The organism is Mesorhizobium sp. M1163 (assembly GCF_040318415.1).
Taxonomy (GTDB): Bacteria; Pseudomonadota; Alphaproteobacteria; order Rhizobiales; family Rhizobiaceae; genus Mesorhizobium.
In genome coordinates this window covers 32024-54316 of sequence record NZ_JAMYMF010000009.1, presented here as the reverse complement: position 1 = coordinate 54316, position 22293 = coordinate 32024, and the positions used below count along the sequence as shown (strand labels likewise).

The 22293-nt window shown below is 60.2% G+C and carries 17 protein-coding genes and 5 pseudogenes; 14 read left to right on the top strand and 8 right to left on the bottom strand.

The genetic code is table 11. From position 1 onward, the window contains the following. The 3 genes from NKH43_RS10990 to NKH43_RS10980 all read left to right on the top strand — a co-directional run bounded on the left by NKH43_RS10990 (position 1) and on the right by NKH43_RS10980 (position 4984). The gene (locus tag NKH43_RS10990; protein ID WP_352620145.1) at positions 1-1656 is read left to right on the top strand and encodes a GMC family oxidoreductase; all 1656 of its coding nucleotides are present in this window, start codon (positions 1-3) and stop codon (positions 1654-1656) included. A gap of 203 nt (positions 1657-1859) precedes the next feature. Next, the gene (locus NKH43_RS10985) at positions 1860-3941 is read left to right on the top strand and encodes an FAD-binding protein (RefSeq protein ID WP_352620146.1); all 2082 of its coding nucleotides are present in this window, start codon (positions 1860-1862) and stop codon (positions 3939-3941) included. Between the two features lie 152 nt (positions 3942-4093). After that, positions 4094-4984, top strand: a complete 891-nt coding sequence (locus NKH43_RS10980; protein ID WP_245278698.1) for a sugar kinase — start codon at positions 4094-4096, stop codon at positions 4982-4984. Positions 4985-6224: 1240 nt separating this feature from the next. Here the strand turns inward: NKH43_RS10980 and NKH43_RS10975 are convergent. The 3 genes and pseudogenes from NKH43_RS10975 to NKH43_RS10965 all read right to left on the bottom strand — a co-directional run. Continuing rightward, positions 6225-6398, bottom strand: a complete 174-nt coding sequence (locus tag NKH43_RS10975; protein WP_352515799.1) for a site-specific integrase — start codon at positions 6396-6398, stop codon at positions 6225-6227. A gap of 654 nt (positions 6399-7052) precedes the next feature. Then, positions 7053-8195 carry a non-hydrolyzing UDP-N-acetylglucosamine 2-epimerase gene (wecB, locus tag NKH43_RS10970; RefSeq protein ID WP_352452592.1) on the bottom strand — a complete coding sequence of 381 codons (1143 nt, stop codon included), beginning with the start codon at positions 8193-8195 and terminating at the stop codon, positions 7053-7055. 473 nt (positions 8196-8668) lie between these two features. After that, a pseudogene (locus NKH43_RS10965) lies at positions 8669-9134 on the bottom strand (IS6 family transposase); the annotation flags it as partial. Positions 9135-9402: 268 nt separating this feature from the next. Between NKH43_RS10965 and NKH43_RS10960 the strand changes: the two are divergent. The 5 genes and pseudogenes from NKH43_RS10960 (at position 9403) to NKH43_RS10940 (ending at position 12388) form a co-directional block, all read left to right on the top strand. Next, positions 9403-10128, top strand: coding sequence for an FkbM family methyltransferase (locus NKH43_RS10960; RefSeq protein WP_023721622.1), 726 nt, complete (start codon positions 9403-9405; stop codon positions 10126-10128). 194 nt (positions 10129-10322) lie between these two features. Beyond that, positions 10323-10465, top strand: a pseudogene (locus tag NKH43_RS10955) (IS21 family transposase); the annotation flags it as partial. A 319-nt stretch (positions 10466-10784) separates the two neighbouring features. Continuing rightward, on the top strand, positions 10785-10907 hold the full coding sequence (locus tag NKH43_RS10950; protein ID WP_352858109.1) for a hypothetical protein: 123 nt from the start codon (positions 10785-10787) through the stop codon (positions 10905-10907). A 62-nt stretch (positions 10908-10969) separates the two neighbouring features. Further along, positions 10970-11599: pseudogene (locus NKH43_RS10945) on the top strand (TCP-1/cpn60 chaperonin family protein); the annotation flags it as partial. Between the two features lie 18 nt (positions 11600-11617). After that, positions 11618-12388 carry a GntR family transcriptional regulator gene (locus tag NKH43_RS10940; protein ID WP_023721624.1) on the top strand — a complete coding sequence of 257 codons (771 nt, stop codon included), beginning with the start codon at positions 11618-11620 and terminating at the stop codon, positions 12386-12388. Positions 12389-12443: 55 nt separating this feature from the next. Here the strand turns inward: NKH43_RS10940 and NKH43_RS10935 are convergent. Further along, a pseudogene (locus NKH43_RS10935) lies at positions 12444-13085 on the bottom strand (IS630 family transposase); the annotation flags it as partial. A 12-nt stretch (positions 13086-13097) separates the two neighbouring features. On the opposite strand from NKH43_RS10935, the gene NKH43_RS10930 reads away from it, so the two are divergent. Then, positions 13098-13706 (top strand): S46 family peptidase, encoded by a 609-nt coding sequence (locus NKH43_RS10930; protein WP_352620147.1) that lies wholly within the window; start codon positions 13098-13100, stop codon positions 13704-13706. A 27-nt stretch (positions 13707-13733) separates the two neighbouring features. On the opposite strand, the gene NKH43_RS10925 is transcribed toward NKH43_RS10930, so the two are convergent. Continuing rightward, a complete protein-coding gene (locus tag NKH43_RS10925) occupies positions 13734-13925 on the bottom strand; it encodes a hypothetical protein (RefSeq protein WP_084642947.1) in 192 nt (63 codons plus the stop codon). A 112-nt stretch (positions 13926-14037) separates the two neighbouring features. Then, positions 14038-14187, bottom strand: coding sequence for a hypothetical protein (locus NKH43_RS10920; protein ID WP_023721628.1), 150 nt, complete (start codon positions 14185-14187; stop codon positions 14038-14040). A gap of 729 nt (positions 14188-14916) precedes the next feature. On the opposite strand from NKH43_RS10920, the gene NKH43_RS10915 reads away from it, so the two are divergent. The 5 genes and pseudogenes from NKH43_RS10915 (at position 14917) to NKH43_RS10890 (ending at position 19298) form a co-directional block, all read left to right on the top strand. Continuing rightward, positions 14917-15216 carry a Y4lK-related protein gene (locus NKH43_RS10915; RefSeq protein WP_023722911.1) on the top strand — a complete coding sequence of 100 codons (300 nt, stop codon included), beginning with the start codon at positions 14917-14919 and terminating at the stop codon, positions 15214-15216. A 479-nt stretch (positions 15217-15695) separates the two neighbouring features. Next, positions 15696-15992, top strand: a pseudogene (locus tag NKH43_RS10910) (nicotinate-nucleotide diphosphorylase); the annotation flags it as partial. A gap of 352 nt (positions 15993-16344) precedes the next feature. Further along, positions 16345-16539 carry a hypothetical protein gene (locus NKH43_RS10905; RefSeq protein WP_023722909.1) on the top strand — a complete coding sequence of 65 codons (195 nt, stop codon included), beginning with the start codon at positions 16345-16347 and terminating at the stop codon, positions 16537-16539. Between the two features lie 452 nt (positions 16540-16991). Continuing rightward, a complete protein-coding gene (locus NKH43_RS35305; RefSeq protein WP_502906471.1) occupies positions 16992-18200 on the top strand; it encodes a peptidase M16 family protein in 1209 nt (402 codons plus the stop codon). Positions 18201-18239: 39 nt separating this feature from the next. Continuing rightward, a complete protein-coding gene (locus NKH43_RS10890) occupies positions 18240-19298 on the top strand; it encodes a class I SAM-dependent methyltransferase (protein ID WP_031195349.1) in 1059 nt (352 codons plus the stop codon). A gap of 396 nt (positions 19299-19694) precedes the next feature. On the opposite strand, the gene NKH43_RS10885 is transcribed toward NKH43_RS10890, so the two are convergent. Together NKH43_RS10885 and ssuD are read right to left on the bottom strand one after the other, a co-directional pair. Beyond that, a complete protein-coding gene (locus NKH43_RS10885) occupies positions 19695-21113 on the bottom strand; it encodes an FAD/NAD(P)-binding protein (RefSeq protein WP_352620150.1) in 1419 nt (472 codons plus the stop codon). Further along, positions 21110-22285, bottom strand: a complete 1176-nt coding sequence (ssuD, locus tag NKH43_RS10880) for an FMNH2-dependent alkanesulfonate monooxygenase (protein WP_352620151.1) — start codon at positions 22283-22285, stop codon at positions 21110-21112. Before ssuD ends, NKH43_RS10885 begins: the two co-directional genes overlap by 4 nt. Between the last annotated feature and the right edge of the window lie 8 nt (positions 22286-22293).

Here is a 22293-nt window from a genome sequence, read left to right as displayed (position 1 = left end):
ATGGGCTTCGACTACATCATCACCGGAGCCGGGCCTGCCGGCTGCGTGCTCGCGAACCGGCTTTCTGAAGATCCGGCCGTGCGCGTGTTGTTGCTGGAGGCTGGCGGCCGAGATTGGAACCCGCTGTTCCACATGCCGGCGGGCTTCGCCAAGATGACCAAGGGCGTGGCGAGTTGGGGCTGGGAAACCGTGCCGCAGAAGCACATGAAAGGCCAAGTGCTGCGCTATACGCAGGCGAAGGTGATCGGCGGAGGTTCTTCAATCAATGCACAGCTCTATACGCGCGGCAATGCAGCCGACTACGATCTCTGGGCTACAGACGACGGCTGCGAAGGCTGGAGCTATCGGGAAATCCTGCCCTATTTTAAGCGCGCTGAGGACAACCAGCGTTTTGCCGACGACTACCATTCCTATGGCGGGCCGCTCGGCGTCTCCATGCCAGTCTCGAATCTCCCGATCTGCGACGCGTATATCCGCGCCGGCCAGGAACTCGGCATTCCCTACAACCACGACTTCAACGGTCGCCAGCAGGCCGGCGTCGGCTTCTACCAGCTTACGCAACGCAATCGCCGTCGCTCCTCCGCCTCAATGGCCTATCTGTCGCCGATCAAGGGTCGGAGAAACCTTTCGATCCGCACCGGCGCTCGCGTCGCCCGCATCGTGCTGGAAGGCACCCGCGCCGTGGGCGTGGAGGTCGTGACTGCGAAGGGCATCGAAGCGATCCGGGCGGAACGCGAAGTACTCGTCTCCTCCGGCGCCATAGGGTCGCCTAAGTTACTCCTGCAGTCGGGCATCGGCCCGATCGATCATCTTAAATCTGTCGGAGTTCAGGTGAAACACGACCTACCGGGGGTTGGCTCGAACATGCAGGACCATCTCGACCTGTTCGTCATTTGCGAATGCACCGGCGACCACACCTATGACAACGTGGCGAAGCTGCACCGCACCCTCTGGGCCGGTATCCAGTACGTACTCTTCCGCACTGGTCCGGTCGCCTCCTCGCTCTTCGAGACGGGCGGTTTTTGGTATGCGGACCCCGAGGCCCGCTCGCCCGACGTCCAGTTCCACCTCGGCCTCGGCTCCGGGATCGAGGCGGGAGTCGAGCGGCTGAAGAGCGCCGGTGTGACGCTGAACTCCGCCTATCTGCACCCGCGCTCTCGCGGCACGGTTAGACTTTCTTCCGCCGATCCTTCGGCGGCCCCGCTGATCGACCCCAACTATTGGGAAGACCCGCACGACCGGAAAATGTCGATTGAGGGCCTGAAGATCGCCCGGGAGATCATGCAGCAGGCCGCCCTGGAACCTTTCGTGATGGCCGAGCGCCTGCCTGGACCAAAGGCCGTGACGGACGAAGACTTGTTCATTTACGGGTGCGCCAATGCCAAGACCGATCACCACCCGGTCGGCACGTGCAAGATGGGTTTCGATTCCATGGCCGTCGTCGGGCTCGATCTCAAGGTCCATGGGCTGGAGGGATTACGCGTTTGCGACTCCTCAGTCATGCCGCGGGTGCCGTCCTGCAACACCAATGCTCCGACGATCATGGTGGGCGAGAAGGGATCCGACATAATACGCAATCGTGCCCCGCTTCCGCCGGCTCTTTTCGAGCATGAACGCAACGACGCGCGCCCCCGCGCACGCACCAACATTCAATAGGTGCACTCATGATCCGCCGCCACGAAGTGAGCAGGGAAATGGGGCGAATGTTACGATTTCCGGCTGTTCTCGTCGGCCAAGATATCCCGCGCATGCACGCACTGATCGGCCAAATTCGTGCTGACACATCCGGTTGGCATTTCATGGTGATGAATCACTGGCAAAAATGCGCTCCCTGATGACACAAGGATCTTAGCAGTCTTATGACGATTGACGTCCCGCAGCACATTCTCGACGCCATGACCGATGTCGATATGCCGCGACTACGGTCGGAGACGGCTCCGTCCGGTACAATGGTCCACGGCGACCTTCAAGTCCCGGTCTATCGATGCGGTTGTGTAGTGGTCGGTTCCGGTGCGGCGGGGCTGCGTGCGGCGGTGGAATTAAGGCGGCGTGGGAAAGAGGTGGTTATCGTCAGTCAAAGCGCTTGGGGTGGAACGTCGGCCTGCTCCGGCTCTGACAAGCAGACGCTGCATACGGCCAACAGTGCGGATCAGGGAGATAACTACAAGGCGATGGCGCGAGCAATACGCGCCGGCGGCGCGATGGATGAGGATATTGCCTATGTGGAGGCCGTGGGCTCGTCTCGCATGATGGCCTCGCTACAGTTTCTTGGCCTTCCACTGCCTCAGGACGCGCTGGGCGGCACTCTCAGATACAAGACCGACCACGACGAGGTGGGTCGTGCCACCAGTTGCGGTCCACGCACGTCACGTCTGATGGTCAAGGTGCTTGCCGAAGAGGCGATCCGTCTTGATGTTCCGTTCTATAACCACACTACGGCTGCCAAAATCCTCACCTGCGGGGAGGGGACGGATCGGCACGTCGCCGGCATTCTTACGATGCGCCCCAACGACCGAACAACAACAAACCCCTTCGGCCTTGCCCTGTTCGAGTGCTCGGTCCTTGTGCTTGCCGCGGGCGGTCCCGGCGAACTTTATCGTGATAGTGTCTATCCCAACGGCTGCTTCGGGTCGCTCGGCCTTGCGCTCGAAGCTGGTATCGAATTGGTCAACCTTACGGAGAGCCAGTTCGGTATAGGCACGCGCCGGGAGGGTTTTCCCTGGAATCTGTCCGGCACCTATGTCCAGGCGATTCCGCATGTCTATTCGATTGACGCGGAGGGCAATGAGCACCACTTCCTTGCCCAGTATTATCGCAGCACACAGGAGATGGCCTCCAACCTGTTCCGCAAGGGATATCAATGGCCTTTTCATGCCACGCGGATGCTCGATTTCAGCTCGAGTCTCATAGATGTTGCGATCTATCGCGAGTCCGCAGCGGGGCGGCGCGTGTTCATGGACTTCAACCGGAATCCGCTGCCCATGCCCGGCGATCTGCCGTTCTCCCTCGAACGGTTGGACGACGACGTGAGTTCCTATCTCGGCAATGCCGGCGCGGGTCAACATTTGCCAATCGAGCGGTTGAAGCACATGAACCCGCTCGCGATCGAACTCTATCGTCGCTACAAGATAGACATAACCAAGGAACCGTTGGAGTTCGCCGTCAACAACCAGCACATGAACGGCGGCATCATGGTGGACGTTTGGGGGCGCAGTAGCCTTGCCGGCTGCTATGCGATCGGAGAGGCCGCTGGTACGCACGGCGTGACGCGGCCCGGCGGAGCCGCGCTTAATGCCGGGCAGGTCTTTGGCACCCGAGCGGCCGAGCACATTGCAGCCAGCGGCAAAGCAAAAGTAGCGCCGAAGGTCGACATTGCCCGAGCTGCGCAAGCGGGCATCGCGGCGCTCTTCACGATCATGCGCCCCGACAGCTCGCTGACGATCAAGTCGGCGCGTTCCACGATCCAGGCGCGGATGAGCGATGCGGCCGGTATGATCTGCGACGGCGAGCGGGTAAGCCAGGCCCTCGCAGAAGCTCGAAGACTCAATGTAAGCATTCGCGCAAATGGCATTAGGTACAAACGACCTGCTGAGGCGGTGCGGTCAATACAATGGCGGCAAATGGCGCTAGCTTCCGAAGCGGTGCTTACCGCTTTGGACCATTACATTGGCCAAGGCGGAGGGAGCCGCGGTTCCCGCGCAATATGCGATCGAGAAGGTGAATCGCTTCCGCTCGCGAGGACAGGCCCGCTGGAAGACTATCGCTTCCGGAGGGAGCGCGACGCCCAGCGGAGTGAACAGATCATTGTCCGATTGGACGGCGTCGAAATGGTGGTTTCAACACGTCCAATCCGTTCGTTCGACGAGAGTGCTGGGTCGTTCTTCGAACGCGATTGGCCAGACTGGCTGACCGGCCGGATCTTTGATCTCGGTTCTGACTAAGAAGATACCTAGTCGCGGTGCGCGTGATGTCGTCAACATCCGCATGGAATATCTGGAACTGAGGGAACCTGAGGCCTAAACGCCAGCCGAAGGGCGACCGGAGACGGACAATGAGGTGTGGTATGGGTGGTGGAGAGGCTGACATCGTTTGCATGGGTGAACCCCTGTTCGAGTTCGCGTGGCGGCGGGACGGAACGATCAAGCCGGGCATTGGCGGCGATGTGTCGAATTGCGCGGTCGCCGCAGCCAGATCCGGCGCGAAAGCAGGGATGATAACCCGCCTTGGGGAGGACAGCCTGGGCGAGCGTATCCGGTCGCTGTATCACGACGAAGGCATCGCAACGACGCATGTCATCCGTGATGCTGCCGCGCCAACCGGTATCTATTTCATAGAGTATGGTCCTGATGGTCATAGCTTTTCCTACCGGCGCGCCGGCTCGGCTGCCTGCCGCCTGGCAAGCAGTGATCTCGCACCAGGCATGTTCGCGGGAGTGTCATTTCTTCATCTTAGCGGGATATCACAGGCTATTTCCGAGTCTTGCCGGGACGCTTCGTTTACAGCGATGGAGATGGCCAGATCGGCAGGTGCCAAGGTTTCCTTTGATACCAATCTGCGGCGCAGTCTATGGACGCCGGCAGCGGCGTGGGAAACCTTGTCAGCTTCATTGCCACAAATAGACTTTCTCTTTCCGAGCATGGAGGACGCACAAGCCCTGCTCGGGCTATCGGATCCGGATGCCATTTGCGACGAATTCCTTCGACACGGCGTCAAAACGGTCCTTTTGACCCTAGGCGAAGAAGGCGCAATTGTAGCTGGTGGCGATATGAGAATTCGGATACCCGCTTACTCAGCGCAACTTGTGGATGCGACGGCTGCTGGTGACACTTTTGATGGTGCCTTTCTGGCTGAATTTTTGCGCTGCGGCGATCCAGAGGCGGCCACCCGGTTCGCTTGTGCTGCGGCGTCCCTCGCAGTTGAGAAGACCGGCGCGGTCGATTCCATCCCTTATCTGAGAGAAATCCGCACACGTATGGCTGCGTAGTCCTGTCGAGCTTGCACCACACCAGCATTGGAAAACAACGCTCGTATATGCCCACCGTCGCGACGCGACGGCCACCAGTGCGTCGCCGGCGAGACGGGATCCAGATACCGGCCGATGCCGTTGCGGCCTTCATCAGTCTCCTTCGTCTTCAGGTGACGAAGAAAGCTCAGAATGGCTTGAAGCCGTGAGCCCGTCGAAATTCGCCAGCTTTTCAACGATCGCCATAGGAGTTTCCGCTTCGGCCTGGTCTTCACCGCAAAGATGCAGCACGACGGGGTATAGGATCTCCACCGGTGAAATATTCAGCACCTCGCAAAAGTGGAGCAGTCGGCCGACGGTCAGCCGTGAAACCGCGTTTTCGTAACGATTATAAACCTAGTCGCTGAGCCCAAGCATGGGTGCTAGCTTTGAACGCGGGATTTTCCGTCGGTCGCGAGCGTTGCGAAGGCTGGTGCTGATCTTTTTTTCGATTTCGGCGCTTAACTCCAGTTCGCCGAAGCTGGTTTTCCGATAGACCGGCTTGTCAATTTATGGATCGTCGATCTGCTGTAAACCGAGGTGAGAAATCCATTCTTCGAAAGGTCCTGCCATTGCTCCTGCCAAAGTGACGTTGATCTTCTGTGTTCGTTCCAATCAATGTAACCGAATTGGTTGACTGGACGCCACCTTGGAATCTAGTGGGCCTGCCAGAATATGGGCGCGTCGCTTCGCGAAACCGCTCTATGCCTTCGGCACGGAGCCAACGCGGCCAGAACGCCGTCATCAATACACCAGATTGGGATATCGCCCGTTTACAGCACGGCCCGCAATCAGCATAGTGCGCCAGCTCGGGTAATACGAGTTGGTGATGGTAAGTCGCTAGCTCTTCTTGCCATTCACCGCGGGAGCCGTCCTGGCGCTAGCCGGTGACGACGGCTGCTTTCTATTCAAAGAGTGACGGCCGCGATCGCGGCCGACTTTGTCTGCCTCAGAGAGGGAAAGAGGGCCCTGCCTTCTCTCCCTCGCAAGCAAAAAAGGTCTCCCAGTCCTTCCTCCGCTACGCCTTCGGCTGCGCTACGTGCAGGATCGACGCGGATCCCATTACGCGGATCATGCTTTGCCTCGGGCGGGCGAACCCCCTCAGTTTGTCCCTCGCGCCGACCACGGGGCGTCTTTGGATCGGGCGCCGCGATGAGGGTGTCCACTTCGGCCTTGGTGAGGTGGTACGTCACCTCAATGTGCGTCCGTTTAATGCGAATCGTCAGCACGCGTTGGGCAACGCCGAAGAACGCCGGGTCGGCGGCAAGCGACGTCGGAAGAAAGATCGGATCGCGGCCAAGCGGGCGTTGCGCGTGGTGACGGAATTGTTCCGCTTCTCCTCGAGTTCGTCGAGAAAAGCGAGAACAAGGTCTCGATCAAGCTCTTCGAGCGTCAACGCCGCCGGCTTCTTCCGCAACCGGGCGGCGGCAAAAGGATCAGCATGCGCAAGGCGTCGCGATAGCTGGCCACGGTCGCGGGAGTCGCGTTCCGCTGCTTGGTCAGGCGCCGGCGGAAATAGGACTCCAGGAGCGGCGCTACGAGCAGGTGTGCGGTGTTCGCTCGTGCTGCGCCTCCATCGAGGGCGGCACGCTCAGGTAGTAGGCCGTGTCGGTGTAACTGGCGTGGCCGAGATATGTGGCCAGCGCCTGAACGTCTGCGCGCTGTTGGTGCCAGAGGCTGAGGCGGGTCACGGCAAACCGGTGATCGTGCGGCCTTAAACGGCTTACCGCCATCAAAGTCGGCGAGTTTACGGACCTCGGCAAAGCCATTTTGCAGGCCGGTCGCCGAGAGGCGGTTGCCCCGGGAACTGAGGACGAATCCCTGATCCTTGGGTATGGGCGCTTCATTTCGGAATCGGGGGCGGGCTTCATGGGAATAGGCACACCACAGCGTTGGAGAAATTGAGATCTCGTCGGATTGTTACTCCTAGCCATGACCTTCTCTCTTTTGTCGTCATCGCCCGGTCCGGTCAGTTCGATATGGTGGTGTTCTTCGGAGGGCGTGGAGGGCAGCGAACGGTCCCGCGCCACGCCGCTGATCTGGCGGCCCATCAGTTGGCCAGCTGCGACTCGCGGGCGGTGTGCGCAGCGAAATATCTCGCGATTGCACCGATGACCCGAGTTGTCGCCTTTCCATCGCCGTAGGCGTCCACGGGCTGGGCCATCCGTGAATATTCGTCCGGATCGCGCAGCAGCCGGGTCGCTTCACTCACGATGCGGGCGGTGCTGCGGCCCACAAGGCGCGCCGTGCCAGCTTCGACAGCCTCCGGCCGCTCGGTGATTTCTCTTAAAACGAGCGTCGGTTTGCCGAGTGAAGGGCCTTCTTCCTCTGCGCCGCTGCTGTCCGAGATGATGATGTCCGCGCGCAGCATAAGGCTGCAGAAGTTGCGGTACGGCAGAGGATCCACCACCGTAATATTCGCCTGGTTGCTTAAATAGGGCAAAATGACTTCGCGCACTGCCGGGTTCTGGTGCAATGGGATGATGACACGCACGTTCTCCTGACATGATAGCTGCACAAGAGCTCTTGCGATCTCGTGCATCGGTGCGCCCCACGATTCACGCCGATGTGCTGAGGCGACCACGATCCGCCGCGTTTCGTTCTTCAGGTCGGCAAGCGCTGGCTCGGCGAAGGCGGGGGCATTTTCGGCCGCCCAGTGAAGGGCGTCGACGACCGTGTTCCCGGTGACCGTGATACGATCCTCAGCGGCACCTTCGCGGAGAAGGTTCTCGCTGCTACGAATCGTCGGCGCCAGGTGGAGATCCGTTATCTGGGCGACCAGGCGCCGATTGGCCTCCTCTGGATATGGCGATGCAATGTTGCCGCTACGCAAGCCCGCCTCGATATGGATGATGGGGATACGGTGCTGGAAGGCGGCCAGGGCTCCTGCCAGGGTGCTCGCGGTATCGCCATGAACGACTACCGCGTCGATCCCCCATTGTTCTATTTGCCCGGAGAGCCTTTCCAGTATTCGATATGTGACCTGCGACAAGGTCTGGCGAGGTTGCATGACGCTTAGTTCGATGTCGGGTCGAATACCGAATTCCGCTAAAGCGATATCCAGCATCTCGCGATGCTGCCCCGTGGAAACAACGAGGGGCTCGAACCTGCGGTCGAGCTTCATCGCCTTAATTACTGTGGCGCATTTAATCGCCTCAGGACGAGTACCGAAAATGAATGCCACCTTGGGCATGATCGTCTCTCCAAATAAATGTGAGCGCGCTCTCTGCTAGTGTCTTGCGTGGCCTGGGGGCGTCGGAGACCGCAGTCGCCAAGGAATCGCCTAAGGGGCCATAGGCGCCATCATCAGGGCCGAAGCGAACCACGTCTTGTCCATTCACAGCGGACGACGAGGATGTACCCTTGCCATAGTACGCGATTTGACGCGGATCGCCTTCCTCCATCGCGACTGACCCCGGCATCAATGATGGCGGCAATTGCTGCCGCCACTCCTCAACGAGGAGGCACAAAACTCGTGCCACATTGGCTGATCGAGCTAAAAAACAATTTGTGATTGCTTACAGCTACTTAGCAAACAGAAAAAAGTTCGCCCAACCGAACTTCGTGTCACGGGCCCGACAAAGCCGACACACGACGCAGTCTTAGCGACGAAGAGCAAATCGCTGCGTCGGACAAGCTGGCCGGCTTTGCCAAATGCGGGTCGGCTTTCGACCGGCGCCGGGAGCAATCCTGCAATCGACTTGTGGCATCGCAGGAAACAATGGCTTCCCGGTTGGTCTGCCTGCGTCGATGACGATGCGATCAGCACGGTCATGGCGTGCCAACGCTCTTACGCTTGGCGGCCGGCAAATCCCGGGATTCACTGAACCAGAACTCGACGGTGTCGCCGACGCTGTCGATGGCGCGATAGAGGTCCATCCATCGCCAGCGGACCTTGATGTAGTTCTCGTCCGCATGCCATTTGCCGGTCACGAGGCGCTTGCGCCGGTTAAAGCGTTCCATCAGCAGCGGCGCGAAATGAACGACCCAGCGATGGATCGTTGAATGATCGACACTAATGCCACGCTCCGCCATCATTTCTCGAAGATCAGCGTAGGCTCAGTCCGTAGGCCAGATGCGAGCGAATGCAAAGCAAGATCACAGATTGGTCGAAATGGCGGCCTTCGAATATCTCAACTCTCCGAGGAACACCGGAGCCCAATGCGCTTGGTTACCAAAAACTTTGCAACACATCCTCGGGAAGTCGCCGGACGGTGGCGCTGATGTCGCGAACCCGACAAAAGTGTCGCGGCCATTCCAGCGGGCGCGCGTGTTTCACTCTTGTTGAGTAAGGAGCACCGCATTCGGCACGTGGCACGCTGATTGCGGGGATTATGAGCAGGGGCCGTCGCGACAACCGGTCGTAGCGGTCCCCTGTCCAATACATTGGAGGTCGAGCTATGTTGTCCCACTTCGAAAACCAGTCAATAAACCAAGAGGTCACTAGGCTCAATCTCCCGAACTCTCGGATAAAGCACTTCGCGCCGGCTAGTTACGCACAAGCCGGAGAAGACGTTATTGTCGAAGGAATTCTGGCTGCAAAACTCTGCAAGAGTCAAAGATCTTGGGCCAGTGTGTTTTATGTCGAGATCGGCGCTAATCACCCCATCTCGACCTCAAATACCTTTCTTATGTACCAACGGGGCGCGCGAGGTGTTCTGGTTGAACCCAATCCTGAATTGGAAGCGCTGATCAGGACTGCTCGCCCGGAAGACGTTCTCGTTCGATCCGTTGTCTTGCCCGCTCCGCAAGCGTCTGCGACGCTCTTCATCGGAAACGCCCATGAGCTTTCGTCGGTGGATAAAGCACACGTTGAAAGTTTCGGGGACTTCGACGGTATAGGAGGTATCCGAGAACATATCGAGGTGAGCGCGATCGGTATCAATGAACTACTGGCCCCTTATGCCAATAAGATCGATTTCTTATCGATCGATTGCGAAGGACTGGATCACGATCTCGTCAAGGCCATTGACTACGAGTGCATCAGACCTGCTGTCATCCAATGCGAGCCAAACGAGCATTATCTAAAGGGCAATAGGGATCGGATCATCAATGTAATGGAATGCAGATCATACCGGCTTGCTGCAATGACTGACATCAACGTCGTCTTCGAGCGATTGACTTGATGCAGCGGCCCAAATCGAACGCGTCATTGAACGTACACCAAGCCTGCCAACGTCCGTCCTCGGGTGCCGCGTGGCAATCAGATGAAGCGCATATCGCCGCATGTAGCGTAAGCGGGAGCTGAGGCCATTCAGCGCTGGGAATTCCATGGCATGAGGGCGTCGATACCGCTGTTTGGCCATGCATTGGGATCGGCCACTATCTTATCGAGCCGGTGGCCTGCACTTCAGCGTCGGGTTGGGAGAGGGGTCGGGTCGAGAACCAGGTCAGGCTGGGCGCGAGCGCTTTTTCACCCCAAGGCTGCGCTTCAAGAACCTGGAGGAACTCAACGCCTTGCTGCTGGAGACGGCCTCAGCTCCATGTCCCGCGAGCGCAGGCCCTGAACGCGCCGAAGACGTATTTCATAGGCTCAGGATAGGCCCTGTGAAACTTCGTCTCGTCCGCATCGAGACAACGGTCAATGCGTCCCATGGCGCAATCAACACAGCAGGGCATAAGGGTCGGAACTTCATAGGCCAGTCCACTCTTGGAGAACGGAGCAAAATTAATCCGCATGTGCGCGCGATGCCGAAAAAGGGTCGCGCGAGCCCTGCACCAAGCCCTGTCGGTCCGAATCGGGGTAGCCTGTTGCAATCTGTTTGTCCTGAAGGAGAACGACATGACGTTCCGTTCATTGGATGACCGCATCCTCGTCCGCCGCATCGAAGCCGACGAGAAGACGGCCAGCGAGGCATCACCATTCCCGGCATCGCGAAGGAAAAGCTGCAGGAGGGCGAAGTGATCGCCGCCGGTCCTGACGCACGCAATGAAACCGGCCAGCCTAAGCCACTGGACCTCGAGGTCGGCGACCGCCGTAAATCGATGCTGGAGGATATCGCGATCCTGACTGGCGGCACCGCCATGAGCGAGGATCTCGGTATCAAGCTAGAGAATGTCGCGCTGGACATGCTCGGCCGCGCCAGGCGGGTGACAGTCGAGAAGGAGAACACCACGATCGTCGACGGCGCCGGCAAGAAGGAGCAGATCCAGAGGCGTGTCACCCAGATCAAGACGCAGATCGAGGAGACCATCTCCGACTGGATCGCGAGAAGCTGCAGGAGCGGCTGGCCGAGCTCGCCGGGGTGTCGCCGTCATCCGCGTCGGCGGCTCGACGGAGGTCGAGGTCAAGGAACGCAAGGATTGGGTCGGCGACGCCATTCATGCCACCCGTGCCGCGGTCGAGGAGGGCATCCTGCCCGGCGGCGTGGCGCTGCTCAGAGCCGCCAAGGCACTCGAGGCGGTCGCCGCCGACAACGCCGACCAGAGATACGGCCCCGATATCGTGCGGCGCGCCATCGAAGCTCCCGCGCGCCAGATCGCGGAGAACAGCGGGGCAAACCGCTCCATCGTCATCGGCAAGCTGCGCGAGGCTGTACCTATGGCTCGGACGCCCAGACCGGCGAATTCGGCGATCTCTTCGGCCAAGGCGTGATCTCGGCTTAAGGAGACCGCATGGTTCAGCCCGGTAGAACTCCATTTCATATTCAGCTCGCGGATATCATTCGGTCTCAGATCGAGAGCGGGGTCTTCAATGCTGGGGATCAGCTCCCCACTCAGATGGAGTTGATGAAACAGCACGAACTCAGCAGCAATACGGTGCGACAGGCGGTGCTTGCCCTTGTCGGTGAAGGCTTGCTTTATCGACGCGCTGGCAAGGGGACGTTTGTTGCCAAGCGTCACATCGGCCGGGACCTGCTCACTTTTTCAGGATTTTCGGAAGAAGCGGTAGCGCGTGGCTTCCGGCCGGGTACCAGGCATGTGACGGTCGACTGGCGTTCCGCTGACGCCGTGGTTGCAACCGCACTTAATGTGCCAACCGATGAACGAGTACTAAACATCGAGCGCGTGAGAACGATTGACGACGAAGTCGTAGCTGTTGAGACGGTTTCGCTTCCTGCGGCAATAGGGCGCCAGATCGAAAAAGTGGACCTTGCCGACACCTCTCTCACCGAGATTCTCGAGCGGCAACTTGGTGTGACTCTGGCGCGAGCCAGGCAGGAGATAAGGGCCGGCACCGCGCGTGCCAAACTGGCAAAGGCACTCGACGTGCCTAGCGGCACTGCGGTACTGCAAATCGACCGTACCGCCTTCGACGCGACCGATCAGGTTATTTACTTTTCGTCCTCGTCCTACCGGGCCGATCGCTACATTTACACTGGCTGGATCGAGCGCAAGAGCGCCTCGATCGCTCAACCCCGCCAATTGATCGGCCGGAGCAGATGATGCCCAACTGCGAAGGGATGTGTTGCAAAGTTTTCAGCTAGCTAGTCATGTGAACCTAAAGTTCGCCACATAAGGTCTGCTCGGCCTAAACACCTGACGGACGAGAGAATTTCGTCCGCGGACTTGGTCCATCGATAGGGCTTTGGGTTCTCATTGTGGCGCTCGATGAAGGTGCGAATATCGGCCTCGAGCTGGCTGGTTGAGGTATGCACGCCGCGTCGCAGCTGCTTTCGGGTCAGTTCAGCGAACCAGCGTTCGACCTGATTGATCCAGGATGCCGATGTGGGCGTGAAGTGGACATGGTAGTGAGGCCGGCGCGACAGAAACCTGACCAGCGCGGTTCTGTGGTATCCATGATGACGTGGACATCGAGATCGGGCGGCACATTGGCGTCAATCTGCTTGAGGAAGTCCAGAAACTCGGTCGCCCTGTGCCGCTTGTAGCATTTGCCAATCACAAAGCCGGACGCCACATCGAGCGCCGCGAACAGCGAGGTGGTGCCGTGTCGGACATAGCTATGGGTCCGGCGCTCCGGCACGCCCGGCATCATCGGCAGGACCGGTTGCTCCCGATCGAGTGCCTGGATCTGGCTCTTCTCGTCGACGCTCAAAACCATTGCCCTGTTGGGCGGTGACAGGTAGAGCCCGACGATGTCGCCAACCTTGTCGACGAACAGTGGATCGCTCGACAGCTTGAACTGGGTGAAGAATTGCCCGCGGCGCCCGGCAGCCGCATCTATGTGATCGAGGACATGCGGGATGTGACCGCCGAAATGCTCAAGAGCCTCTCAGACAAGCTGAACGGGTTTGCCCGCTATGAGCGGCTCGCCACGAACAAAAAGGCCCTGATCGCCGCATGTGAAGGACAGCCCAATCACCGTTGCGACGTAGGGGCCCATTATGGCGGCGCCTCCTACTATCTCCTCCAGAAGCTCGAAATTGAGGACGTGCGCCTCGTCTATGCGCCCGCGCTCCGCATCGGCAACTTCGGCGGCCAAACGGATAACTGGATGTGGCCGCGCCACACGGGCCACTTCGGCTTTTGTCGCGCCTATGTCGCGCCTGATGGTTCCTCCCGGCCATATGCGCGCGACAACGTGCCCTACCGGCCCAAGAACTGGCTGCGCATCGCCGTTGAAGGCGCCAGGATGGACATTCTGCTGAATTTTACCTGCGGCGCTGTTTCATGGACGCGCTTGGGCACCCCATTTTCTATTGCCCGCCTCGGCTCATGCGGGGCGGGCTTCTTGGCCTTCTGGAGGATTTGCTCACCATGGTTCATAGTGGCGGCGCAACCGTCCGGTGAGCGCCTCACCTGAGGCTACATGGCGGCCGTGGAGATTGCCTCAGGAGCGGCGCCCAATCGGAAACCTTAGCACCTCCGCGTTTTGGCGTGGCTGCTTGAACTCTTCGACGGCAACCGCCTCAATTAGCAGGTCCAAGGCTTGGCGTCCCCTTCGACTCATCGGGTCATCGCCACAAAGGTAGTCATACGCTCGATCTAAATGCACTCGGGCGGCGGAAAAATCGCTTGTCATAGGACCCTCTCTAACCACCCCATTGCCGTCTACGAGGTGAAGGTCGCGCAATCGTCAATATTTACAGACAAATTTGAATTAAATCGCGGATGATCGGGGAGTAGCTAGGCCGTCACCCACGGTGACTGAACCGGCCGACATCGGCGCCGAGGTCTCGGCATTCCTCGCGCGCCTGGAGGCCGTAGTCCCCTAACATGATGCCGCCGTCCAGCCCGCCGACGATCACTCGCTGGCGCTCGGTCGGATCATAAATGCCGAGCACCCCGTTCCGAGACCACCTCTAACCGGCGTCATTCGATGCGGACGCGGAACCGGCCCGATTTTGCGGCGCAGAGCCAGAGGCGGCGAGGCGGCCGCCCAGGTCCCAGGCCGGTTGGCTCCAAATCGCGCTAGGTCGTGTAGATCAGGTTTGTACACACCACTTAGCTATACGCGGGGGGCGATAATGCCATCGAAGAACAAATGGCGCAGGTATTGGGTATCGATCCGTCGGAGCACCCAATCCCGCCCGCAACGCGGTTCGCAGCCATCTCGACCGATTGGTGGACTCCTGACTGCGGGATCTAAGGAGCTTTTCCTAGCCTATAGCTAAATGGAAAGACGCCCATCCCCTCGATTGAGCCAACCCAGACCCAACCTACTGGACTCCAGAGCGAAAAGAGCGCGTGCGGCTCGTGCGACTTGTGGGGAAAAGGAAATGGCGCCTCGGCATGACTGACTCCGACTGCCTGAGCGCCGGCTTTCAGTGCGCGCAAGGGGAGCGTTCCGGTGGCCAATGCTGCTGTTGGAACGGAGCAGGTGGGTTGTTCTAGCAACACGGTTGAGTGTCCGGGGTGCCAACAATGAACAAATGCGCAGGAACACTCGATCCGCGCCTTCTGCAGGCCTGCCTACAAGCTGTGCAAGTGCACAGGTAGCGAAGGTGCGCGCATTCAAGCACGTTTGAGCGTCGGCGCAATTTCCATGCCGACCACCAACGGAGATATCTGCGATGACCAGCAACATGCGGCTAATGAAAGCGAGCGAGATTCCCGCCTTCGTCGACAAGGTGATCGAGGCTGGCTGTGATATCTGTGCGATCGGTCACTTAGGCTATTCACTGGGCGATGTTGACGGGAAGGTACCCTGGCGCAAGGTAAAGAGAATCGTGGAAGAGTTTGGCGATCGTGATCACCTGCTACCGGAGATCGTTGCCTATCTTCGCTCGATAGGTCGGTACATAGAACTCACGTCGTCGACAAACGACGGCCGGAGACCGCACAAAACAGGCACTCGAAATTGGAACGCATAAAGGACGGGTCGGATACGATTGTCGAATCCGGCTCCTTCACCGACATGACGAGCTCGACTTCCGGACGGGTATTGACGCCAATGAGCTGTGGTTTGCCCAACAGGGCAATAACCTGGTCTTCTCGTACTGGGCACCACGGACAAGGGTCGGTCAGCCCCCCAGTGGCATTGCGATGTGCTGTCGTTTCTGACTCTGGCACCATAGTTCAACCCGATAACCGCAGTTTACTGAGAGAATCCACAACTTCGTAGCTGCGGCAGGAGAGAACCAAGCAACAGCTAGAAAACCGCCGCCGAGTTCCATAATAGCGTTATGAAATGTCCTGATCTGGCAAAATAGGAATGTCGCTCCTGCTTGTGCCTTGCCAGTCTCTCGCCTTCGAGAGCGGAGAGATTGCATCTTGACTGAAATCGCATTGAGGCCCTTGTCGAGGGTTATAGAGCGGCGGATGACGAGCGTTGCCGCCGCAAGCGTGGCTGGCGCGAGCAAGCGTAGCTCATCTCGTCAAAATCGAAGTGGAGGTCGATACGCTGATCCAGTTGGAGGAGGCACTTGGCTTCGCCCCCGACGCTATCCTGCTCGACAACATGTCGGTCGATGAGTTGCGCCACGCGGTGGCGATGGTTGCCGGGCGGGTGGTCACCGAAGCATCGGGCCGGATTACGCTCGATATGGCTGCGCAGATTGCTGCGACGGGCGTCGATCTGGTCTCCATCGGCTGGCTGACCCATAGCGCGCCGATCTTGGATATCGGACTTGATTATCGGGACTCATAATCGACTGATGGACGGCACCGGGCGGATAAGTTTTCCGGTCACCGTCAAGCGGCTAGCAGAGAAGCCGTAAAGGCCAGAAACCAGGGAACAGGATGGAAATGGACGCAACGATTTCGACGAAGACGATGCCGCCAGGTCAAGCACATGACTTGGCGCGAAATGCGCAAGAAAGGCTTTCGTGGCCAGATCGGCGTCGTCTCTGAATGGGCGCGGCGCAGACGCCTTGCTGAAAGGACCGATCAAAGCGCACTTGCCCGCACGCCTTCGGCACGAAGCATCGCCAAGCTCATGACGCTGGCGCGTGACGACCTGTCCAAATCGGACGCTGTACTGATCGGGGCAATCGAGAGCAATGTTCCTGACCTCGGTCATCGCGCGAACGCTGATCGACGACTTTCAGCAGATGATCCGATCAAAGGCGGCCGCAAAACTGGACACTCGGCTGGACGGCGCGAAGGCAAGCCTCGTCGGCTCCTTTGCAAACAGGGTCGAAAAGGACATCGCCGCAGTCCGCAACGCCATCATCTCTCCGTGGTCGAATGGCTAGACCGAAGGCCAGATCACCAAGCTCAAACTCATCAAGCGGCAAACGTACGGCCGCGCCAAGATTGATCTGCTCCAGGCGCACCTTGTCGGTGCAACTTAGGCTGTGGCCGCAGCGAGAGTGCCGAATGAGGACCCCGTTTAAGGGGTGATTCTCGTCCAAACGGTTCGGATGGGCGGTCGTCCGCCAGCAACTTCTCCTTGCTAAGTAATCCGGCATCCTCGAAGGCCTCGCGCCAGTTCGAAGCGCATTCATATCCCCCTCCGCAGCAGCACGCGCAAGCATCGTCACAAGCCCCGAGCCGCTTCGCGTTCGGCGCTGTCCAATTTCCGACAATGTCGGATACGCAACGTAGCAGGGTCAGATCTACCAGATTGCGTATAAATGGTTTTCTCATTTGGCACGGTACATGCATCATCATCCGCAAACACGTGCCCGACCAAAGAAGACGTCGCATGATCACCTCACCAAAACATACCGCCGCCGCGGAACAAATCACTTCGCCCCGAACCTTGCTTATCGTCCGTCCCGTCACCACAACCGGAGCCATCCGCTTCGTCTTCGACGGCGGCACCACGCAGGACTCGGCTGACAAGGAGGGACTGGCCAATTTGATGACCGGCCTGTTCGACGAGGGCGCCGGCGATCTCGACAGCGATGCCTTCCAGGCGACGGTTGACCATGCCGGGGCCGAGATGAGCTTCGACGCGCAGCGCGACGGCATTTATGGCAGATGCGCATGCTGCCCGAACGGAAGGACGCCGCCTTCGATCTGCTCAGGCTCGCGCCTAACAGCCCCCGCTTCGACCAGGAGCCCGTCGACCGCATCCGCGCCAAGCGGCGCAGAATCTACGGCACGCATCCTTATTCGAGGCCGGACGAGGGGCACCAAGGAGAGCCTCGCCGGCATAACGCCGGTCGATCTAGGCGCCCTCCACAAGGCCGCTTTCGTCGGTGACGGGCTGCACGTAGCGGTCGTCGGCGACATTGATGCCAAAGGCCTGAGTGAAAGGCTCCACGACTCGGTCGGCGATTTGCCTCAGAAGCAGGCGATCGCGCCGGTGGCCGATGTCGCCCCGAGCTCGGCCGGCGTAATTGGTCGCCTACGACCCGCCGCAGACTTCGCTGCAGCTTGTTTTTCCCGGCATCGGACGCAGCGACCCGGAATTCTAAGCCGCACAGCTGATAAGCAAAATACTCAGAGGCTCGCCATTTACCTCACGTCTGTTCCAGGAAGTGCGCGAAAAGCGCGGCCTTGCTTACGGTATCCATTCCAGATTGAAAGACTACCAGCATTCCAATGCGCTTGTCGTGACCACGGCGACGCGCGCCGACAGGGCGGCCGAGACGCTCGGCGGATACGCCACGTGATCAGGGGGTTGGCGGAAACAGGGCCGACAGAGGCCGAGCTAAAAGCGAGCAAGAACTATCTGATCGGCACCTATGCTACCAACAATCTGGATTCCTCCAGTTCGATTGCAGCCACGCTTGTCGGGTCTTGGCATCGGCTACACCAGCGCCGCGCCGCCCTCATCGATCGACCAAGTCGAGGCAGCGGCAAAGAAGCTGCTTTCGGCCGAACCCGCCATTATGGTGATCGGCCCGCGCGTGGACGCCAAAGGATGGGCCCGGGCTCCAATTTCGCCATTCTTCTCCCCTTGTGAGGCTTTTACCGGGAGAGATCGAGCCCAAGGGAGATTCCGATGTCTGAAGCGAGTCAGCAAAAGTTGGACACATTCTTGGAGAAAATGGTCTGCGATCTCGGTGCGATCGCTACGGGCGCGGGAGTCTTGTTGGGAGACAAACTCGGCCTGTTCGAGGCATTGCGCGAAGGCGGCAAGATGACTGCCGCCGAACTTTCGACACGCACCGGCACCCAGGAGCGCCTTGTAACGGAATGGCTTTCCGGGCAGGCGGCTGCGGGGTATGTCGACTACGATGAAGCCAACAACAATTTCTATCTCAACGCCGAGCAGGAACTGGTGTTCGCCGATGAAAATAGCCCGGCCTTCATGGCTGGCGCATTCGAGTTCCTATCCGCGCTGTGGCTCGACGAAGAAAAGGTGAGGCAAGCGTTCCAGTCCGGCAAGGGCGTTGCATGGCACGATCATAGCGCGTGTCTGTTTCGCGGCACGGAGCGGTTCTTCCGTCCAGGCTATAATGCCAATCTGATCGACTCCTGGCTGCCGGCCCTGGAGGGCGTAGTCGAGAAGCTCGAACGCGGCGTGGAGGTCGCGGATGTCGGATGCGGTCATGGCGCATCGACGGTGCTCATGGCACGTGCTTTCCCCAATTCGCGCTTCGTCGGCTTCGATTATCACGCCCCTTCGATCGAGCGCGCCCGCAAGGCCGCCGAGGAAGCCGGCGTCGGCGCCAACACGCGCTTCGAGGTCGCGGCCGCCAAGACCTACCCCGGCACCTATGACCTCGTCGCTTTTTTCGATTGCCTTCACGACATGGGCGACCCGGCGGGCGCCGCCACCCATGTCCACGGGTCGCTCAAGCCGGATGGCACGTGGATGATCGTCGAGCCGTTCGCGCATAATCATCTAGCGGCGAACCTCAATCCCGTCGGACGCGTTTACTATGCCGCTTCCACGTTCGTGTGCACGCCCGCATCCCTGTCGCAGGAAGTCGGGCTCGGGCTTGGCGCCCAGGCCGGCGAGGCGAGGCTACGCAAGGTGGTGACCGGCGGCGGCTTCAAGCGATTCCGTCGCGCCACGGAGACGCCGTTCAACATGGTGCTGGAGGCCCGTCCCTAGCGCGGCCGTCGCTAGAAATTGCAGCTCATCGCTTTATGGTGAAGATCTCGTCAAAATCCGAACTCACAGTTATCGACAAATTTCCAGAGGCGTCACCCCCCTGACATCAGATTGGAGTTGTTAGAAGCCAACAGTAGTTGAAGGCACACGCAGCCAAGCTCGTCGCCTAGACTACTTCGGTGCTCTCAGAGAAGCCAACTCCGAAGACCGTACTCCGCTCAAACGCGCAGTCTCTCCACCTGAACTTGGGCGACTTCGGCGGCGTCGGCGACAAACGCGAAAAGCGCCAGGAGCGGCACTGCGACCAATGGCGCTTTCATAAACCTCGAAGGCGCTTTCAATCCTGGCGGTGCGTTCCGTCAGTGTCATCTGAATAGACTCATGCTAATCACAGCTTCACGACGCCTTGCGACGCAACGCCGTTTGGTATCCCAACCATTGGTGAATTTCGGCGGCGATGCGCTCGGTATGTGCGGTGACTTCGGGAATTCCCATCAGTTCGCCGACGCTGCCGCGCGCCAGTGGCCCGCTGACGAAAATGCTGTCGGTCGGGCGCCCGGATGTGCCGACCGCACGGCCTTGGCTGTCGGTCTCCAAACCAAGACCAATCGGGTCGAGCCGGACCAATCCCATCCGCGCGAGCGCCGCAATCGCCGTGTTGGTCCGCAAGATATCGGCGTGCGCCGGTCCGGTCGTCACGACCACACTGTCGAAAGCCTCGACAACGAGGCTGCGTTGGCCACGCAGCCGCTGCCTGACGCAAATGCGTCCGTCGACCTGTTCGGCGCCGACAATCGATGCGGCGCGATAGGCAAGCCTGCCCTCGGCAACGCCGCGATCAAGCACGGCCGCGATCTGTGGCGCAACGCGGAAGCGATGCACATCCCACAGCGCACGAAGATGGCGCACCACGCGGCGCTGCTCGGCGAGCGGCAAGGCCTGCCAGATGATTTGCCCCTGTCGCCGGACGGCGTCGAGCACCGGGTGCCAGCCTTCGCCCCGACGCTTGGCATCAAGGATCGTGGCCCGGATGCGCCTGAACAGTGCCGTTGCGCTGCGTGAAGGCAGGGTCGTGAAATCGCCGATCGGATCGCCACGCGAGGCTGCATGGCTGCGCGAGCGGTAGCCATGGCGCGAAAGTGCTGTGATGCTGCCGCGATGCCTCCTGCGGTCGAGAGTGGCGATGACGTCCGCCGAGGTCAGCCCGGTGCCGACGACCAGGACATGGTGGTCGCGCTCGATCGCTTCCAGTCGTTCGAGATCATAGGGATTAGCGACCAGACCGGCGGCGCCGGCTATAGCGCGCAAGGCTGGCGGTAAGGCCGGCGGCGGATGAGTCGTTGCGACAACCAATGCATCGGCCGCGAGCGTTCCGCCGTCGGCAAGGATGAGGCGATATGCGTCGCCGTTACGCTCGACCGACGCGACGGCGGATCGGACGTGCCGAATCGTCTTGCTTTGCAAAAATGGCTGAAGGTGGGATTCGACATAACGGCCGAAAACGCGACGCTGTGGATAGGCCGCGCCGTTGGTAGTGATCGCCTCGGCGTCATTCAGAACGGCGCCGGTCTGCTCCAGCCAGTCGGCAAAGTGGCTGTCCTGGCCGGAGATCAGCGTCATCCTCGAGGCCGGCACATTGATGCGGTGTGAAGGATCGGTCGTCGAATAGGCCAGACCATAGCCGAGCCTTTCGCGCGGCTCGACGACCACGATATCGGATGCACTGGCCGGGAGCAGTCGCGCCAGATGAAACGCAGTCGCCGCACCTGAAAAGCCGCCGCCGACAATCGCTATGATCGGTTCGCTGGCGCTCAAGACTGGCTCGCGCGCAGCGACGACGGGCGATGGTCGCCGGCCACCGTTTCGCCGAAGGGGCCCATGTTAACCGCCGTCGGCCGCGTCGAGATTTCGTGATCGAGCGGCAACAGCGGCAGCACCAGTTCGCCGAAGCGATGGGCTTCCTCCAGATGCGGATAGCCGGACAGGATGAAGGTATCGATGCCGATGCGCCGGTATTCGTCGATGCGCTCCGCCACCGTCGCCGCATCGCCGACCAGAGCGGTGCCGGCGCCGCCGCGCACCAGGCCGACACCGGCCCACAGATTCGGACTGATTTCGAGTTTGTCGCGACGGCCGCCATGCAGCCGGCTCATGCGCGACTGGCCGACGGAATCCATGCGCGCGAAAACCTTCTGCGCCTCGGCGATCGTCTTGTCGTCCAGGCGGCTGATCAGGCGGTCGGCATCGGCCCAGGCTTCGTCATTGGTTTCGCGAACGATGACATGCAGCCTGATGCCGAAACTCACCTGGCGTCCGGCCTTCTCGGCAAGGCCGCGCACATGGTCGACCTTGGCGGCGACGTCAGCCGGCGGTTCGCCCCAGGTGAGGTATTTGTCGATCTGCTCGGCGGCGACCGCATTGGCCGCCTCCGACGAGCCACCGAAATACAGCGGCGGATGCGGGGTCTGCACAGGCGGGAACAGCAGCTTTCCGTCCTCGATGCGGAAGTGCTTGCCTTCGAAGGCAATGGTCTCGCCGCGCAGCACGGCCTTGTAGATATCGAGAAACTCCCGCGTCACCTCATAGCGCTCGTCATGGCTGAGGAAGATGCCGTCGCCCTTGTTCTCGACCGGGTCACCGCCGGTGACCACGTTGATAAGCAGGCGCCCGCCGGAAATGCGGTCGAGCGTCGAGGTCATCCGCGCGGCAAGCGTCGGCGATTGCAGGCCCGGCCGCACCGCAACGAGGAAGCGGAGCCGCTGCGTCAACGGCGCCAGCGCCGACGCCACGACCCAGCTGTCCTCGCAGCTTCGGCCGGTCGGCAGCAGCGCGCCGTAATAGCCGATGGCGTCGGCGGCCTTGGCGACCTGGGTCAGATAGGGCAGGTCGACCGCCCTGCCCCCCTCGGAGGTGCCGAGATAGCGGCTGTCGCCATGGGTCGGGAGAAACCACAGGACCTTGATCCTGTCGGGGATGGCAGTGCTCATGAACAGTC